Here is a 16,326-nt window from a genome sequence, read left to right as displayed (position 1 = left end):
CCGTCTGAAAAATATGTTTTCAGACGGCCTTTGTTGACTCAAACCACTTGAATTCAGGCCGTCTGAAACCCATATTAATGATTATTTTTTCGATTATGAAGGCCAGTTGCCATGAGCAAAACCGTACATTATTTAAAAGACTATGCCGCACCGGCGTTTTCGGTGCGCAAAACCGATTTGCATTTTGATATTAACGAACATGACACGCGCGTCAAATCGCGTTTGCTTATCGAGCCTTTGGCGGTAGATGCGCCGCTGGTGTTGGACGGTTCGGCGGAGTTGCTGTCGTTTAAAATTGACGGTGAAGCGGTGGATTATGTGCTGACCGATGACAAGCTGACCGTGGCACAGATGCCGTCTGAAAGTTTTGTGGTGGAAGTGGAAACGCGCATTGTGCCGTCTGAAAACAAATCGCTGATGGGTTTGTATGCCAGCGGCGGCAACCTGTTTACCCAATGCGAGCCGGAGGGTTTTCGCAAGATTACTTTTTATCCCGACCGTCCGGATGTGATGTCGAAATTCACCACCACTATTGTGGCCGATAAAAAGCGCTATCCGGTGTTGCTGTCCAACGGCAATAAGGTGGACAGCGGCGCGTATTCAGACGGCCGTCATTGGGTGAAATGGATTGATCCGTTTGCCAAGCCGAGCTATCTGTTTGCGTTGGTGGCCGGTGATTTGGCCTTGACCGCCGATACATTCACCACTCAAAGCGGCCGTGAAGTGGCGATTGAGTTTTATACTACCGAAGCGGACAAAAATAAAGTAGCGTTTGCGGTAGAAGCCTTGAAAAACTCGATGGCGTGGGACGAAACGCGCTTCGGCTTGGAATATGACTTGGATATTTACATGGTCGTGGCCGTGGGCGATTTCAATATGGGCGCGATGGAAAACAAAGGCTTGAATGTCTTCAACACCAAATATGTGCTGGCCGACAGCCGCACAGCCACCGACACCGATTTTGAAGGCATTGAAGCGGTAATCGGCCATGAATATTTCCACAACTGGACGGGCAACCGCGTGACCTGCCGCGATTGGTTCCAATTGTCGCTCAAAGAAGGCTTGACCGTGTTCCGCGATCAAGAGTTTTCCGGCGACCGCGCCAGCCGTGCCGTACGCCGAATCGACAATGTGCGTATGCTGCGCCAGCATCAATTCCCTGAAGATGCCGGCCCGACCGCGCATCCGGTGCGTCCGGCCAGCTACGAGGAAATGAACAATTTCTACACCATGACCGTGTATGAAAAAGGCGCGGAAGTGGTGCGCATGTATCACACGCTGCTGGGCGAAGAGGGCTTCCAAAAAGGCATGAAGCTCTATTTCAAACGCCATGACGGTCAAGCGGTGACCTGCGGTGATTTCCGCAACGCAATGGCGGATGCCAATGAAATCAACCTCAACCAATTTGCTTTGTGGTACAGCCAAGCCGGTACGCCGACTTTAGACATTACAGGCCGTCTGAACAACAATGACTTTGTGCTACACATCAAACAAAGCATTCCGAGCACGCCTGATATGTCGACTGCGGAGAAAAAACCGATGATGATGCCGGTGAAAGTCGGTTTGCTCAATCAGCGCGGCAAAACGGTAGAGTTTGATTATCAAGGCGAGCGTGTGAGTGAGGCGGTGTTGCTGCTGACCGAAGCAGAGCAGGAATTTGTGTTGGGCGGGGTCAACGAAGACGTGGTGCCGTCATTGCTGCGCGGTTTCTCTGCACCGGTGCATCTGAATTATCCGTATCGCGATGACGACTTGGCCTTGCTGTTGGCGCACGATTCCGATGAATTCAGCCGTTGGGAAGCCGCGCAAACGCTGTATTCCCGCGCGGTTGCCGCCAATTTGGCCGCGATAGAAGCGGGTGAAGATTTGCCGCAGCATACGGGCTTGATTGAGGCAGTGAAACAAGTGTTAAACAATGCTGATTTGGATGCCGCTTTTAAAGCCGTATTGCTGCAAGTGCCGTCTGAAAGCGAATTGTGGGATGGTGTCGACAACATTAATCCGTTGCATTACCATCAAGCGCGCGAAGCCTTGCTCAATGCGTTGGCCGAAGCGTGCATCAACGAATTGGTTGAAACGCGCGAATGGGCGTTGGCGCAAGAAGCCGAAAGCGGCATTGACGCGCCGTATGAGTATCATCCGGAGCTGGCAGGTGTGCGTGCGCTGCTGGCGGCAGTACGCTTGTTGACGATTCGGGTTGAGCGTCACCAAACCATCCAAGTGGGCAATTACGAAGGCGAACAACGCGCCGATCACGAAGCATCTACCTGCACGCGTTTACAATATTACATTACACGCTATGAGCAACTTTCGCCAAATATGACCCATGAAATCAGCGTGTTGAATACGGTAAACCATTTGGAATACGAAGGCCGCAACACCTTGCTCGACCGTTTTGCCGAACGCTATGCCGATGATGCGCTGGTGATGGACAAATACTTTATCCTGATTGGTGCCAGTCACCGCAGCGACACATTGGCGCAAGTTCAGACGGCCTTAAACCATCCGAAATTCAGCTTGGAAAACCCGAACAAAGCGCGTTCATTGCTGGGCAGCTTCAGCCGCAACGTGCCGCATTTCCACGCGGAAAACGGCAGCGGCTACGCATTTGTGGCGGATAAAGTAATGGAAATCGACCGCTTCAATCCGCAAGTCGCCGCGCGTTTGGTGCAGGCGTTCAATATTTGCCGCAAACTCGAACCGCACCGCCGCACCTTGATGACCACGCAACTGCAACGCATTCAAGCGCAGGATGGTTTGTCGAAAGACGTGGGCGAGATTGTGGGTAAGATTTTGGCTTGATAGATTGAAATAAAGAAAAGGCTGTCTGAAAGATAATCTTTCAGACGGCCTGAGACCTTTGCAAAACCCTATATTTGAGTACAGTTCAAAGTTGTAGCAGCACAGAAAGCGCAGACATATCATGAAGATAGGCAAGCTTTCGAGCAGCGCACAATGAAGAAATGTGCCAAAGATAGGGATTTTGCAAAGGTCTCAGCCTTTTTGTAGCTTAGAGGGTTGTTTGTTCCACACATTTTTCTGCCAATCCAATCATTGCTTTAGCTGCTTCTGTGCGTAAATATTTCGGGTCTAATCCGTTGCTTCCTAACCGGAAGCGGTCAAGGCCGTCTGAATCTTTGAAGGCTTGATACAGCAAAACGGCATCGGTGTGATTCGGCAGGTGTTTTTGAATCCGCTCGATGCCGAAATCATCATCACGGTCGTGGTATTTCATCAATGCGGCGGCAATCGGGTCAAATGCCAAAGCGTGTTCGGCGCAATATTCGCGATAGTACACCGAAGCCCGTCCGCCGTGGCCGGTATCGTAGCCGTCGTCTTGACGGCGCGAATCATGAAACACCGCAGCGGTGCAGAGCGTGTCGCGCTGTGTTTTGGTCAGATTCAGCCGTTCGCCTAAGATAACGGCGTAAAACAGCACGTGCGCGCAATGGGCGAAACTGTGCAAATCGCTGTGGATTTGAAACTTGATTTCGCGGTGAAGAAATTCATACCAATGCCGGTAACGTTGCCATGCCGTCTGAAAGTGTTCAGACGGCATTTCTTCACGTATAAAGGTTTCAAGCAAATTCAGCATTGAGTTGCTCCAGCCATTCCGTTAAACCGCTGTCTACGCCAAGCGAGCGGGCGGCGATTTCGGGCGGAATATAGATTTCGCCTTTGTTGACGGTGATGTAAAACGCATTGTCGCGGGCATAAACCTGTTGCATAAACGGCAGTTTAATCAGTTGGTTGCGGGCGCCGACACCCAGTTCGAGAAACAGCGTGTTTTGGTTTTGCGCTCCATGAAGAAAGGCCTGATACGCTGATTGTTTTTCACGCCATGCGACATCGCGTTGGAAACTGCGGTCGAGTTCAACGTGGATTTTCATCTCGCCGCCGCAATTGGGGCAGCGCGGAATCAGTTCGTTGGGAATTTCGCCGTTTTGTTCGGCCTGATACATCGCTTCCAATTGTGCTGCGCCATCATACACATGGTCGCTGCAGGCTTGGCGGCATTGTAGTTGGGTGCCGACACCTTCGATTTCAAACAAGCGTTCTTCAGCAAAACCGGCTTGGCGGAAGTGGTTGTCGAAATTGCTGGTAACAACAAAATAATCTTTGTTTTTTAAGATATTGCGTAAATCAGCCATTACTTTTCCGGCCGGTTTTTGCACGTTCATATAGTGGTAGAGTCGTGCAAAATACGCCCAGTAGCTTTCTTGGCTTGGGAAAGGATAAAAGCAGCCGTGTATCATGCTGCGAAAGCCGTATTTTTGCGAAAAATCACCGAAATGGGCGTGAAAATCGGCGTTGTCGGCGAAAATATGGATACCTTCGGCGATGGATAAGCCATTGCTGGCGCCGACGACGATCTTTTCTGCTTGGCGGATTTTATCGGCAATCACATTAAGCGGCGGATTCATGGTTTTGCTCCTGTTGGTTTTTCAATGCCACTAAATCGCGCAGGGTAGCAGCGATATCGTGGTCGAAAATCACTGCTTTGCCTTCTTTCATGGCCGGAAAGAAATCTTCTTTTTGGTTGATGCGGATAAGGAAGGCATTCGGCCACAGGTTGGCCATTTTGGAAAATGGGTATTTGATGATGTTGGGTGTCATGCGGCCCACGCCCATTTCGATAAATAAGATTTTTTTATTGTGGTTTTTCACCACGAAATCTTGGTAAATCGCCAGTTTTTCTGCCCAGAATGTGCCTTCCAAAAATTCGTATGAACGAATCCACGGTTCTAAATCGGCACCGCAATTCGGGCAGGTTGGAATGGTGGCCGGATTGACTGCGCAATCTTCGATGCTCGCCGCCATTTTTCTGACGGCTTCTTCTGCCGGATACACCGCATCATGGCATGGTTTGCTACATTGCAGCCAATGCGCATCGCCTTGCGGATAGGCAATTTTGTCTTCATCAAATACTTTGGAAAACTGCATGTCTTGGTTGGTGGTAATGACGAAATGAGATTTGTCGCCTACCAGTTTCCGCAAATCGAGATAGGTTTGTCCTGCCGGCTCGTCAAACATGGCGGTGGCGTGTTTGGATAGATATGCCCAACGGCTTTGACGGTTTGGATAGCGGTGATATAAGGCTTGGAAACAGCCGGTTACGCCGAATTTTTGTTCGAATTCGGTGAAGTGTTTTTTGAAATAATCGCTGTGATTGTAAAAGTCGTGACCATTGGCGGTGGATAAACCGGAAGCTCCGCCGATGATAATGACTTCAGCTTCACGGATTTTCTCAACAGCTTGTTTTAACTGGGTTTGGTAATCTTGATTCATGATTTCGCCTTGTGTGATAGATAAGTTATGGCTATTATATTGGCGATATATTTTTTAAAACAAGTATGCACTTTTTAGATATATACTATCTAAAAAGATAGTTAAAGAATGAAAGAACAGAGCCGATGAAAGAATACAAAAGCAATATTATTGCCGATGAGGAAACCTTCTTCAGCTATACGCAATCGGTATTGAACGGTAAATGGAAATTGCAGATTATCTATGTTTTGTCGAAATACGAAGTGGTGCGCTACAACGAATTGCGGCGGCTATTGGGTGAGATTACTTTTAAAATGTTGAGCAATACCTTGAAGGAAATGGAAGCCGATGGTTTGATTCACCGTGAGGAGTATCCGCAGATTCCGCCAAAAGTAGAATACAGCCTGACGGAAAAAGGCCGTTCGCTGTGGCCGATTATTCGCAGCATGTGTGACTGGGGCGAGAAAAACCGCGTGATGGCAGCGAAAGATTAACGCATAATTTAAACGTTTATCGATGAAATAGAAAAAGGCCGTCTGAAAGATTATGAACTGCACCCCAAAAGTTGGACACTTCCCCCCAACTTAAAAAGGTGCAGTTTTCTTATGTCCAAATATACACTAGACTTCAAATACCGAGCCGTACTCCATTACCATCAAGTGCACAGCCAACAGCGTACCGCAGACCATTTCAACGTCTCACGCACCCACCTGCGCCGTTGGATTGCCGCCTACCGTCAAGGCGGTATAGCCGCACTTCAGCACCCACAGGCTACGCTTATGAAGACTACGCAGACCAAACGCAACAATCCCTTTATCGTCGACAAACCCGACCATGAAAAAACTCAGGCAGAGCTGATTGAAGAGTTACGCTACATGAGGGCGGAGATCGACTACCTAAAGCACATGAAAGCCCTCAACGAAAAGAACGCCACCAAAGTTGCGAAACCGTTCAAACGCTGAGGGCGAAGCACCTGCTGAAATACTTGTTGCACAGTGCCGGCATACCCAAAAGCAGTTTCTACTACCACATCGGTAAATCCGATCCCGATATGGAAGCCAAAGCGGCGGTGAGTGAAGTTTATCACCAACACAAAGGTCGCTACGGCCAACGGCGGATTGGAGCTGTATTATCGTGGAATAAAAAGAAAGTGCAGCGTATTATGGGATTATTGGGTTTGAAAGCCAAAGTGCGCAACAAAAAATCCTATCGTCCGCAAGTTATAGGAGAGACGTCGAAAAACATCCTTAAGCGTGCATTCACTGCTGATAAAGCGGGAGATAAATGGTTGACCGATGTGACCGAGTTTAAATGCACCGACGGCAAACTGTACTTATCGCCGATATTGGATGTATTCAATCGTGAGATTGTGGCTTATGAGCTCAGTAGAAAGCCGGACAGCAAGATGGTCATGCAGATGCTGGATAAGGCATTCGGCCGTCTGAAAGGGCAGACCCCGCTGCTGCATTCTGACCAAGGTGTGCTTTACCGAACTCAGGCTTATCGGGAAAAGCTGGCGGAGAAAGGCATTGTGCAGAGCATGTCGCGCAAAGGGAATTGCTGGGACAATGCACCGATGGAGAGTTTCTTCGGGACATTAAAAGTGGAAAGCTTCTATCAGGAAGGTGTGTTATCGGTGGCAGAGTTGACCAAAGTGATAGATGATTACATACGTTACTACAATTATGAACGTATTAGTTTGAATTTAAAAAAGCTGAGTCCTGTGGCTTACAGGACCCAGCTTGAACAGGCTGTTTGAGAAAGATTTTTAATTTGTCCAAGAATTGGGGGACAGTTCATTATCTTTCAGACGGCCTTCTGATTTTAAATGTTATTCAGCCAATTCGGTTTGCTCGTGCGACATGATTTCTTGTCCCACGTCTTCCATCAGGCTTAAGTAACGTTCGTAGTTTTTCAGCATGTCGGCAATCAATTCTTCACGGCTCATGTATTGCACGTCGTAGCCGGTGCGGCCGTCTGAAAAATAGGTGACCGGTGCGTAAGTGGTGTTGCTGCGGATATGCGGCAGGTTACTTTCCTGTACCAATTGCTCGGCGATGTCGTAGCGTACGGATTTGATGCCGTATACGAAGTTACGCATGGTCGATTTTTCAATCACCAATTCAATCGACGGTTCTTCATCGTTCAACGCTTCGGTGTTGACTTGCACGGTCAGACCATAGCCTTTGTTCATTTCCATACTCAATTCACGCATGGCCGGCAGGGCGGTGTATTTCAGGAAACTGTGGATATCATGTTCCTGAGATTGGTTGAGCATGGTTTGTAAACGCTCTTTCCAGCGCTCACCTGTCCAGTAGCTGCTGGTCGGGGTCACTGCTGCTTTGAAGTATTTCTGGTCGGCTTCTAAGGCTTTCCACAAACTGAATGCCATCAGCATCATCAAAAATGCAAATGGTAAGGCAGTAATCAGGGTCATGGTTTGTAACACACTCATGCCGCCGGAATTAAGTAGGGCAATGGCAATTGCTGACATTAAAACACCCCACATAATGGCCTGCCATTTTGGTGCAGTGATGCTTTTATCACGAGAAGCAATATTGTTCAATACATAAATGCCGGAGTCGGCAGAGGTAATGAAAAACAAAGAAATAATAATCAAAGCAACAATGCTGCTCAGTGTTGAAAGTGGTAGATAGTCTAGAAAAACAAACAGCAATTTTTCCGGTGAGGAAGTGAGACCGGCTAAAGCACCGTTGGCAATGTTGGCATCGAGCCAGATAGCACTGTTGCCGAAAATAGTAAACCACAAGACAGAATAGAGTGTCGGAATCACCAGAACACCAAAAATAAATTCACGGATGGTACGGCCGCGAGAGATACGGGCGATAAATAGGCCGACAAACGGTGCCCATGAACACCACCACGCCCAATAAAGCACGGTCCAGCCGTTGAACCAAGCGGTGTTGTTGGATTCGTACACATAGGTTTTGAAGCTCAGCTCAACCAAATTGCTGATGTAATCGCCCAAGTTGTTGCTGAACGCACCCAGTAAATGTAGGGTAGGGCCGGTGCACAATACGAACAACATCAACAATACAGCCAATACCAAGTTGGTTTCACTCAGAATTTTAACGCCTTTACCGACACCGGAAACGGCTGAGGTTACGGCCAGCGTCATCACGGCGATAATCACGATAACTTGCATGCTGAAGCTGTTTTGCGATACCCAACCAATTTGCTGCAAGCCTGAGCCCAACTGCATGGCGCCAAAGCCCAAGGTAGTAATAATACCGAACAGCGTGGCAATCAGCGCCATGACTTCAATGGCATCACCCAAGCGGCCGTTGATTTTGTCTTTTAAAATCGGATAAAAACACGAACGCAAGGCCAGAGGTAATTTATAGCGGAAACCGAAATAGGCCAGCGCCAAAGCAATCACGCCATAAATCGCCCAAGCATGGATGCCCCAGTGGAAAAAGGTATGCAGCATAGCAGATTCTGCATCGCCGTTACTGATGGGGTCAGCATAGTGTGACAAGGGTTCGGCCACACCGAAGAACATCAAACCTACACCCATACCTGCGGCAAACAGCATAGACAGCCACGACATAAAAGAAAATTCAGGCTCTTCTTCGTCGGTACCCAATTTGATGCTGCCGAGATTACTGATGGCAAGGAAAATCAGGAAAAACAGAAAGACCGAAAAGGTCAAAACATAAAACCAGCTAAAGTGCTGGAAAATGCCCTCTTTCAGAAAATTGAGCGTATTTTGCATGCCCACCGGAAAAGCGAGTGTGCCGACCAGTAATAGAACAACGAAAATTAATGTGGCGACAATCACGATCGGATTGAAAGAGGATTTATTTTGGATGAGCGAGTGAAGACTCATTAACTTCTCCATATTGGGTATCGCGCCAGATACGCGATGGAAATTTCAGACGGCCTTCTATACAAACAGAAAAGCGGAGTAAGAAACAATTTAATCAAAGTGGTTAAATTGCTTTTTGAGAAAATAATTAACAATTATAACAAATTAACGGTTTTTTGTAAAATTGACAACAATTAAGTTAGATTTGATAAGGGCTTTTATGCTTTGAGCTGTTTGATTTTAAGCCGGAAAATTCTGAAACAGGGAATTGTGAACGTTGGGGGGTATAGATGAGACTACTGATGCAACTTTGAGCTACACTCAAATCTAGGATTCTGCAAAGGTATCAGATTTTAATTTGGGGCTGCACTAGATAACTAGGGAAATCTAATTGATAATATTTGAAACTAGCGGATAACCTATAGATAGAGTAGCAAAAACAGACAATAAAAAACCCGCTTTATTAAAAAGCGGGTTCAAATCAGGTAAATTAACCTTTACGAGCAGGCAATTTTTCTTTAATACGGGCTGCTTTACCAGTCAGACCACGCAAGTAGTACAGTTTCGCGCGGCGAACGTCACCACGGCGTTTCACTTCGATTTTTTCAACGTTTGGAGAGTACAGTTGGAAAGTACGCTCAACGCCTTCACCGCTAGAGATTTTGCGTACGATGAAGTTGCTGTTCAAGCCACGGTTACGACGGGCAATTACCACGCCTTCGTAAGCTTGCAAACGGCTACGGGTACCCTCTACCACGCGTACAGACACGACTACGGTGTCACCCGGTGCAAATTCAGGGATTTCTTTGTTCAAACGAGCGATTTCTTCTTGCTCTAATTGTTGAATCAGGTTCATTGTTTTTCCTAGATTATGATTGGATTTCCCGTTGCTCTGCCAAGATTTCTTGTAAGAGGCGGGTTTCCTTTGGGATTAAACTGCGCTTTTCCAGAAGATCCGGTCTGCGCGCTAACGTGCGTTGCAGCGATTGTTTCAAGCGCCACTCGGCAATCAATGCATGGTTGCCCGAACGCAAAACATCCGGCACGGCCATGCCTTGAAATTCTAAAGGTTTGGTGTAATGTGGGTAGTCTAACAGGCCGTCTGAAAACGAATCCTGCTCGGCAGACTGAATATCGCCCAATACACCGGGTACAAATCTTAATACCGCGTCCATCAGCATCATTGCCGGCAGTTCGCCGCCGGAAACGACAAAATCGCCCATGCTGATTTCTTCGTCAACGCTGTGTTGCAACAAGCGTTCGTCAATACCTTCATAGCGGCCACACAATAAAATCAGGCTGTCTGACTGCGCCAATTCAACCGCTTTTTGATGGTTGAACAATGCGCCTTGCGGGCTGAGGTAAATCACTTTGCTGTTGCTTGGGCTGTTTTTTTTCGCTTCATCGATTGCGGCTTGTAACGGAGGCGCCTGCATAATCATGCCCGGGCCGCCGCCAAAAGGGCGGTCATCGATGTAGCCGAGTTTGTTGTCGGCAAATTGGCGCGGATTAATGGCATTAAATTGCCATAAATTCTGCTTTCTTGCCCGACCGGTCACGCCGTATTCGGTAATGCTGTCAAACATTTCCGGAAATAGGGTGATGCTTTGAATCAACATCAGTAATCCAAGCCCCAGTCAACGGTGATGGTTTGCTTGTCGGCATCTACGTTTCCAACGTATTGAGACACAAACGGAATCAGCTTTTGACCGTATTCGCCGTGAATCACCAAGACATCATTGGCACCGGTTTCCATCAGGTTTTTGACCGTACCTAAAGTCAAGCCTTCTTGATTGACAACGGTCATGCCCACTAAATCCGCCCAGTAGAATTCATCTTCTTCAGTCGGGGCAAATTCGGAGCGGGGGATTTCGATGGTATAACCGCGCAGCAAAAATGCTTGGTCGCGGTCATCGATACCTTCGAATTTTACCTGTAATTCATCGCCGACGGCTTTACCGGCTTCGATGGTGACGGTCAGGATTTCGCCGTCTTTGCGTAACTGCCATTGCGGGTAGTCCAGCAGGCTGTCGGTGTATTCGGTGTTGGCGGCGATTTTGAGCCAGCCTTTGACGCCGAATACGCCTTTAATGTAGCCCATGGCTACCCATTGTTGCGTGTCTGTCATGGCAATATGAGGTTAATTAAGCAGCAGCTTTTTGCTCTTTAACCAATTTGGCAACGGCTTCGCTAACTTGCGCGCCTTGACCGATCCAGTGGTTCAGGCGGTCAGTAGCCAAGCGTACGCGTTCTTGTTTTTCGTTGGCAACTGGGTTGTAGAAGCCAACGCGCTCGATGAAGCGGCCGTCGCGACGGTTGCGCGAATCAGCAACCACGATGTTGTAGAAAGGGCGGTGTTTAGAGCCACTGCGAGCCAAACGGATAACTACCATTTTTTGAGTCCTTTTGATAAATTCGGAGATATAGAAACTGTTTATTTTAGGTTAGTTTGTGGTGTTTAGGCAAGTGTTTATTGCCTAAACTTCTCCTTGCTTTGCTCTTCGGTTGGTAAAAGGTTGAGTTTAGCTTGGTAAAGATTTTTGTCCTGCTCCGATTCCATTAGGCTAAAGCCTGATTTTTCGGCCAATTTCAGCATGGCGGTGTTTTCTTTTAGGATTTCCGCACTCATGCTTTGGTAGCCCTGTTGTGTTGCTAATCGGATAATCAGTTGCATCATTTCGTGCGCCAAACCGCTGCTGCGCATGTCTTCAGAAAGGGTAATGCCGAATTCACATTCATCGCGGGTCAGGCGGCTGAAGCGGCTGACGGCGACAATCAGGCCGTCTGAATTTTCGGCAATCCATGCGCCTTCGCTGTGGTAATCGAGCTTGCTGAATCGGGCAAGTGTCGGTTGTGGTAGCGCGTTGGTGCGAGTCATGAAGCGGGTGTAGCGTGACTGCGGTGACAATCGGCGGATAAATTGCTGTTTGGCTTCGGCATCTTCGGGCTCAAACGGGCGAACCGATACGGTTTGCCCGTTTTTTAATTTAATTTCGCTTGGATAATCGGCCGGATAAGGGGCGAGCACGTTTTCTGCCGGTTTGGGTTTGTCGGTGTTGTTTTTTTGATGCCAAAATTCGGCAGCTACTTCGCTGGTGGTGCGGATAAATTCGCTGGCACGGGCATTGCTGTAGCGTAGGAATTCGGCGGCGGCCTGCATGCGGTGGTTGAAACCATCGGCAGTCGGCAGACTTGGTTTTTCGACAGTTTTTTCAGACGGCCTGCTGTTTTTGTGCGAGGCAGGCGCAGGTTGGGTGGGCCATCTGAAATCGCTGCTGATTTGGTTGCTGCTGATATTCAGGATGATTTCGCCGTTGAACAGCTCGGGATTCTGCACCAAGGCATTCATGCTGTGTACAAATTGCTCAATAGCATCTTGATAGCGGTTTAAGTCGGCAAAACGCAAAAGACGTGCCGTATCGAGCGTGGTAAACGGTGGCAGCACGGCGATGGTACGGTTTAGGTCGGCTGCGCTGATGATGGCACCGTATTGGGGATGCCGTCTGAAAGTCAGTTTGACCAAAGGATAAGTGTTGCCATTTTGATAGGCAGGCAGATGCAGTGCGGCCGCTAAGTTTTTAGCATGGTCTTTGGCCGCGGCAACAGCTTCGCCGTCGATGTTTTTCAGACGGCCTGATTTAGCCGGTGCGATTTCATGCTGTATCTGTTGCAAACGCGCAGCAACATTGCGTAAATACAAGGTTTGTAAGGCTTGTTCGGGGTTGGGGAAATGTAACAGGCCGTCTGAAACATGGCTGCTGACAAGCAAGGGCTTATCGGTTTGTTTGGCCAAATGATTCAGCATTTTACCGATGGCGGTTTCATTGTGCTCGGCGCTCGGTGCAATTACCGCGAGCAGGGCTTGGGTGTGGTTTTGCTGCAATTGTTGCGCGGCCATGCTGCGGTAATGCGCGGCGGTAGGTATGCTGCCCAGATAACCGTTTTGCAGATTGGTTTTTTCAGACGGCAGGGTTAATTGGATGCCCATTTCAGCGGCAATTGGTTGTAACCAGCCAATCGGCGTGTTGCCCAGTGCGGTGAGTTGGTTACTTGGTTTGATGTCGGATAAACGGGCATGTAGCGCGGCAGCCAATTCGTTGTGGTTGAGTGTCAGCAGGAAATTGCAGTGGCGGCTTAGGCTTTCTAAAATGGCGCGTTCGGTATCGTCCACGGCATGAGTACAATGCACGATAATTGGGGTGTGGCGGGCAAAGTGGCGGATGGCGCTGAACAGTTTGCGCTGATTTTCGGCAGGGTTATGCTGCACCACAGCGATGCGCGTATGGCGGTTGTGGCCGAAGCGGTTGATCCAATCGGCGGCAGAAGTAGGGCTAAGGTCGTAATTTAGGCTGATATGGCGTGAAACACCTTGCTGCATACGCCGCAACATGGCATCGATTTCGCTGCTGACTGCTGCTTGTCCGGTCAACAGCGCAACATGACCGGCCGGAAAATCGGGCAACAGGCCGGTGTTTAGCCCTTGGGTGGGCAATTGAATACCGGCAGGGCTGCACACGCTGATGTTTAATTCTTGCCCGTGGTGCTTTTGAATCGCTTGGCGGGCGGTTTGCCAATCTTCTTCGCTAAGGCTTTCCCAGTCTTGAATCAAAATCAAGTGATGAAGCTGCTTTTTACGGCAGGTTTTAAACAGCGTTTCGTAGCTGTCGGGCGGGGTGACGGCAATCACCAAGTCGGCTTGGCCGTCGATTTTGTTTAAATTCGGGTAGGCAGGCAAACCGGCCACGGTTTTGTGGCGCAAATTGACCGGCGTGATTTCGCCTTGAAACGAAGAACCCAAAAGCGCAGTTAAGATGCGTTCGCCCAAAGTGTGTGGCCGTTCGCTCGCGCCAACCAAGATGATGTGTTGCGGCATGAAAAAATAGCCGGGCATGGGCTGTGTATTCATGAGGGTGCTTTCGTGTGAAATCGGTTGCGTTAATGAGAAAAAGGCCGTCTGAAAACAAAGGTATTTTCAGACGGCCTTGATGGGTTTATACCGCCGCAGCGTTTTTGCTTTTTTCACCGGAAGGTTTAGTTTTCGGGAAAATGAAACGCATGTTCAAGCCGTTGGGTTTGACATTTTCGGCGATAATTTTACCGTTGTGCTGCTCGACAATGTGTTTGGCCAAAGCCAAGCCTAGGCCGGTGCCCGGTTTGCTGGCGCTGGAGTCGGCGCGGTAAAACGCGGTGAAAATGTGCGGTAATTGCATTTCATCTACGCCTGGGCCGTTGTCGGTAATATTCACAATCCAGTTTTTACTGTCTTGGCCGATGTTGACTTTGATGTCGCTGCCTTCAGGGCTGTAATTCATGGCATTGCGAATCACATTGTCAAACGCGCGATATAAATAGCTTTCGTTGGCCGACACAGTGGCGGTTTCCGGAATTTTGCCTTGAATTTGTAAGGTGACGGACTGATGGTTTTGTTGCGCTACGCTTTGGCTGTCTTCCACTAAGTTGGTCAAGAAAGGAACCAGTTTCAGGTTTTCCTTTTCCAGCGGCATGTTGGACGTTTCCAAGCGCGACAGAGTCAGTAACTCGCCCACCAAGGTATCCATACGCGTTAATTCGCCTTCCAAGCGTTTCAGGTATTGATCCTGCTTTTGTGGCTGCGCTTGAATCAGGCCGACAATGGCCTGCATGCGTGCCAGCGGCGAGCGCATTTCGTGGGAAACGTGGTGCAGCAGGTGACGCTCTTTGGCGACCAGCTTTTGCAGTTTTTCCGCCATTTTGTCGAATTGCTGTGCCAAGTGCGACAATTCATCATCACGATCGTCAACTTGTTGCGAAATACGCGTTTCCAAATCGCCATTGGCCACGCGATTCATGCCTTTACCCAAAATACGGATGGGCTTGGTGATGTTGGCCGCCAAGATGTAGGCAGTCAGCAAACCGACCAGAATGATGAAGGAAAGGATGATGAATTCATGCCAAATTGGCGGCAGCGGTAAGCCGGGAATGAACAACGGGCTTGGCAAACGTTGCGCCTGTTGATTGTCCCAGCCGCGCACGAAGAAGAGATATTCTTCGCCGAATCGGTCGTATTCGATGTGCGCCAAATCCGATTTCGGATTGTTGATGGCAAAGGCGCGGGCGCGCTCAATCATTTTGGCGTCGATGTCGCGGTCGAGAATATCGCGTTTGTTGTCGCCGAGAATGACAAAAACACCGTTGGATACGGGGCTGTCTTTCCATTCGAACAAAATCTCGCGCGCACCGGCATCGCCGCGTGATTTGAACGCGGAAACAATACTGTTCATCAACGTCGTTTCGATGGTACGGCGTTGATTAAACTGGTTTTCGGCCAAGGTGTTTTGCATCAGCCAAAATGAAAAACTCGCCACAAAGATTGCGCAGATAATTACAGCGCAAAATGTGGCGAATATGCGTTGAAACAGTTTCATGGGGACTGAATCTTAGTTTTTAACAAACAAATAGCCCAAGCCACGCACGGTTTGAATCAACGAAGCATCGCCCAATTTGTGGCGGATGCTGGAAATATGCACGTCGATGCTACGGTCGAATTTGGCCAGTTTGCGGTCTAAGGCTTCAACAGACAAGGTCTCTTTGCTCACGACTTGGCCGGCATGACGCATCAATACTTCCAGCAGGTTAAATTCGGTGCTGGTCAATTCCAACGGGGTGTCTTTGATGGTGGCTTGGCGTTTGGCCGGATACAGCACCACATCGCTTACGGCAATGCTGTTTGGCGTATTGTTTTGCTCGGCATTGTTTTGTGCGCGGCGCAGAATCGCGTTGATGCGCGCCAACAATTCGCGTGGGGTGCAAGGTTTTGGTACATAGTCGTCTGCGCCCATTTCCAAACCGATGATGCGGTCGATGTCGTCACCTTTGGCGGTCAACATGATGACCGGTACGGTGCTTTGGGTGCGGACGTTTTTCAAAACATCCAAGCCGTTCATTTTCGGCATCATGGAATCCAATACGACCACGTCGTATTGACCCGATAAGATTTCCTGTACACCGGCCTCTCCATCGGGAACGCTGTGTACGTTCAGGCCTTCGGCGGTCAGGTATTCGGTTAACAGTTCGGTCAATAAAGCGTCGTCATCTACCAATAGTACGCGGCTCATGAGAATTCCTTTTCGGTGGTTGTATGCGCTGCCTTTGTTTGGTTATTAACAAAAGCAGTGAATCAAGAATAGCACTTATCTTAACACGCATTGCATTATTGTTGATAGCTTCTTTTTCTATGCTTTTGCGCTTTT

At 48.7% G+C, this 16,326-nt stretch carries 15 protein-coding genes; 4 read left to right on the top strand and 11 right to left on the bottom strand.

Going from position 1 to position 16,326, the window contains the following annotated elements:
* Window positions 1-111 precede the first annotated feature (111 nt).
* Window positions 112-2,802 (top strand): aminopeptidase N, encoded by a 2,691-nt coding sequence (pepN, locus tag ACM67B_RS09065; protein WP_416189337.1) that lies wholly within the window; start codon window positions 112-114, stop codon window positions 2,800-2,802.
* A 208-nt stretch (window positions 2,803-3,010) separates the two neighbouring features.
* On the opposite strand, the gene ACM67B_RS09060 is transcribed toward pepN, so the two are convergent.
* The 3 genes from ACM67B_RS09060 to ACM67B_RS09050 are packed head-to-tail and all read right to left on the bottom strand — an operon-like array spanning window position 3,011 to window position 5,289.
* Complete coding sequence (locus ACM67B_RS09060) at window positions 3,011-3,595, bottom strand: hypothetical protein (protein ID WP_416189336.1); 585 nt, start codon at window positions 3,593-3,595, stop codon at window positions 3,011-3,013.
* Window positions 3,579-4,424, bottom strand: a complete 846-nt coding sequence (locus tag ACM67B_RS09055; RefSeq protein WP_416189335.1) for a hypothetical protein — start codon at window positions 4,422-4,424, stop codon at window positions 3,579-3,581. The genes ACM67B_RS09060 and ACM67B_RS09055 overlap by 17 nt, the downstream gene beginning before the upstream one ends.
* The gene (locus ACM67B_RS09050) at window positions 4,408-5,289 is read right to left on the bottom strand and encodes a hypothetical protein (protein WP_416189334.1); all 882 of its coding nucleotides are present in this window, start codon (window positions 5,287-5,289) and stop codon (window positions 4,408-4,410) included. The genes ACM67B_RS09055 and ACM67B_RS09050 overlap by 17 nt, the downstream gene beginning before the upstream one ends.
* Window positions 5,290-5,414: 125 nt before the next feature.
* Between ACM67B_RS09050 and ACM67B_RS09045 the strand changes: the two genes are divergently transcribed.
* From ACM67B_RS09045 to ACM67B_RS09035, 3 genes are all read left to right on the top strand, one after another.
* Window positions 5,415-5,762 (top strand): winged helix-turn-helix transcriptional regulator, encoded by a 348-nt coding sequence (locus ACM67B_RS09045; RefSeq protein ID WP_416189333.1) that lies wholly within the window; start codon window positions 5,415-5,417, stop codon window positions 5,760-5,762.
* Between the two features lie 111 nt (window positions 5,763-5,873).
* Window positions 5,874-6,230 (top strand): helix-turn-helix domain-containing protein, encoded by a 357-nt coding sequence (locus tag ACM67B_RS09040; protein ID WP_416188879.1) that lies wholly within the window; start codon window positions 5,874-5,876, stop codon window positions 6,228-6,230.
* Window positions 6,231-6,253: 23 nt separating this feature from the next.
* Window positions 6,254-7,027 (top strand): IS3 family transposase, encoded by a 774-nt coding sequence (locus ACM67B_RS09035; protein ID WP_416188878.1) that lies wholly within the window; start codon window positions 6,254-6,256, stop codon window positions 7,025-7,027.
* Window positions 7,028-7,099: 72 nt separating this feature from the next.
* Here the strand turns inward: ACM67B_RS09035 and ACM67B_RS09030 are convergent, their stop codons facing one another.
* The 8 genes from ACM67B_RS09030 to misR form a co-directional block, all read right to left on the bottom strand.
* Complete coding sequence (locus tag ACM67B_RS09030) at window positions 7,100-9,118, bottom strand: BCCT family transporter (RefSeq protein ID WP_416189332.1); 2,019 nt, start codon at window positions 9,116-9,118, stop codon at window positions 7,100-7,102.
* Between the two features lie 469 nt (window positions 9,119-9,587).
* A complete protein-coding gene (gene rplS, locus ACM67B_RS09025) occupies window positions 9,588-9,953 on the bottom strand; it encodes a 50S ribosomal protein L19 (RefSeq protein ID WP_095503711.1) in 366 nt (121 codons plus the stop codon).
* A 13-nt stretch (window positions 9,954-9,966) separates the two neighbouring features.
* Window positions 9,967-10,716 (bottom strand): tRNA (guanosine(37)-N1)-methyltransferase TrmD, encoded by a 750-nt coding sequence (trmD, locus tag ACM67B_RS09020; RefSeq protein WP_416189331.1) that lies wholly within the window; start codon window positions 10,714-10,716, stop codon window positions 9,967-9,969.
* Complete coding sequence (gene rimM / locus ACM67B_RS09015; protein ID WP_416189330.1) at window positions 10,716-11,225, bottom strand: ribosome maturation factor RimM; 510 nt, start codon at window positions 11,223-11,225, stop codon at window positions 10,716-10,718. Before rimM ends, trmD begins: the two co-directional genes overlap by 1 nt.
* Window positions 11,226-11,241: 16 nt before the next feature.
* Entirely contained in the window at window positions 11,242-11,490 is a 249-nt protein-coding gene (gene rpsP / locus ACM67B_RS09010) for a 30S ribosomal protein S16 (RefSeq protein WP_416189329.1), read from the bottom strand.
* Between the two features lie 77 nt (window positions 11,491-11,567).
* Window positions 11,568-14,003 carry a GNAT family N-acetyltransferase gene (locus ACM67B_RS09005; protein ID WP_416189328.1) on the bottom strand — a complete coding sequence of 812 codons (2,436 nt, stop codon included), beginning with the start codon at window positions 14,001-14,003 and terminating at the stop codon, window positions 11,568-11,570.
* Window positions 14,004-14,088: 85 nt separating this feature from the next.
* The gene (locus tag ACM67B_RS09000; protein ID WP_416189327.1) at window positions 14,089-15,501 is read right to left on the bottom strand and encodes an ATP-binding protein; all 1,413 of its coding nucleotides are present in this window, start codon (window positions 15,499-15,501) and stop codon (window positions 14,089-14,091) included.
* 12 nt (window positions 15,502-15,513) lie between these two features.
* Window positions 15,514-16,191, bottom strand: a complete 678-nt coding sequence (gene misR / locus ACM67B_RS08995) for a two-component system response regulator MisR (RefSeq protein ID WP_416189326.1) — start codon at window positions 16,189-16,191, stop codon at window positions 15,514-15,516.
* Window positions 16,192-16,326 lie beyond the last annotated feature (135 nt).

This window comes from Neisseria sp. CCUG17229, assembly GCF_047839235.1.
Classification (GTDB): domain Bacteria; phylum Pseudomonadota; class Gammaproteobacteria; order Burkholderiales; family Neisseriaceae; genus Neisseria; species Neisseria brasiliensis.
This window is presented reverse-complemented; position numbering and strand designations above follow the sequence as displayed.

Coding starts and splice junctions, on each gene's coding strand:
- pepN (WP_416189337.1), top strand. CDS start 112: ATGAGCAAAACCGTACATTATTTAAAAGACTATGCCGCACCGGCGTTT.
- ACM67B_RS09060 (WP_416189336.1), bottom strand. CDS start 3,595: ATGCTGAATTTGCTTGAAACCTTTATACGTGAAGAAATGCCGTCTGAA.
- ACM67B_RS09055 (WP_416189335.1), bottom strand. CDS start 4,424: ATGAATCCGCCGCTTAATGTGATTGCCGATAAAATCCGCCAAGCAGAA.
- ACM67B_RS09050 (WP_416189334.1), bottom strand. CDS start 5,289: ATGAATCAAGATTACCAAACCCAGTTAAAACAAGCTGTTGAGAAAATC.
- ACM67B_RS09045 (WP_416189333.1), top strand. CDS start 5,415: ATGAAAGAATACAAAAGCAATATTATTGCCGATGAGGAAACCTTCTTC.
- ACM67B_RS09040 (WP_416188879.1), top strand. CDS start 5,874: ATGTCCAAATATACACTAGACTTCAAATACCGAGCCGTACTCCATTAC.
- ACM67B_RS09030 (WP_416189332.1), bottom strand. CDS start 9,118: ATGAGTCTTCACTCGCTCATCCAAAATAAATCCTCTTTCAATCCGATC.
- rplS (WP_095503711.1), bottom strand. CDS start 9,953: ATGAACCTGATTCAACAATTAGAGCAAGAAGAAATCGCTCGTTTGAAC.
- trmD (WP_416189331.1), bottom strand. CDS start 10,716: ATGTTGATTCAAAGCATCACCCTATTTCCGGAAATGTTTGACAGCATT.
- rimM (WP_416189330.1), bottom strand. CDS start 11,225: ATGACAGACACGCAACAATGGGTAGCCATGGGCTACATTAAAGGCGTA.
- rpsP (WP_416189329.1), bottom strand. CDS start 11,490: ATGGTAGTTATCCGTTTGGCTCGCAGTGGCTCTAAACACCGCCCTTTC.
- ACM67B_RS09005 (WP_416189328.1), bottom strand. CDS start 14,003: ATGAATACACAGCCCATGCCCGGCTATTTTTTCATGCCGCAACACATC.
- ACM67B_RS09000 (WP_416189327.1), bottom strand. CDS start 15,501: ATGAAACTGTTTCAACGCATATTCGCCACATTTTGCGCTGTAATTATC.
- misR (WP_416189326.1), bottom strand. CDS start 16,191: ATGAGCCGCGTACTATTGGTAGATGACGACGCTTTATTGACCGAACTG.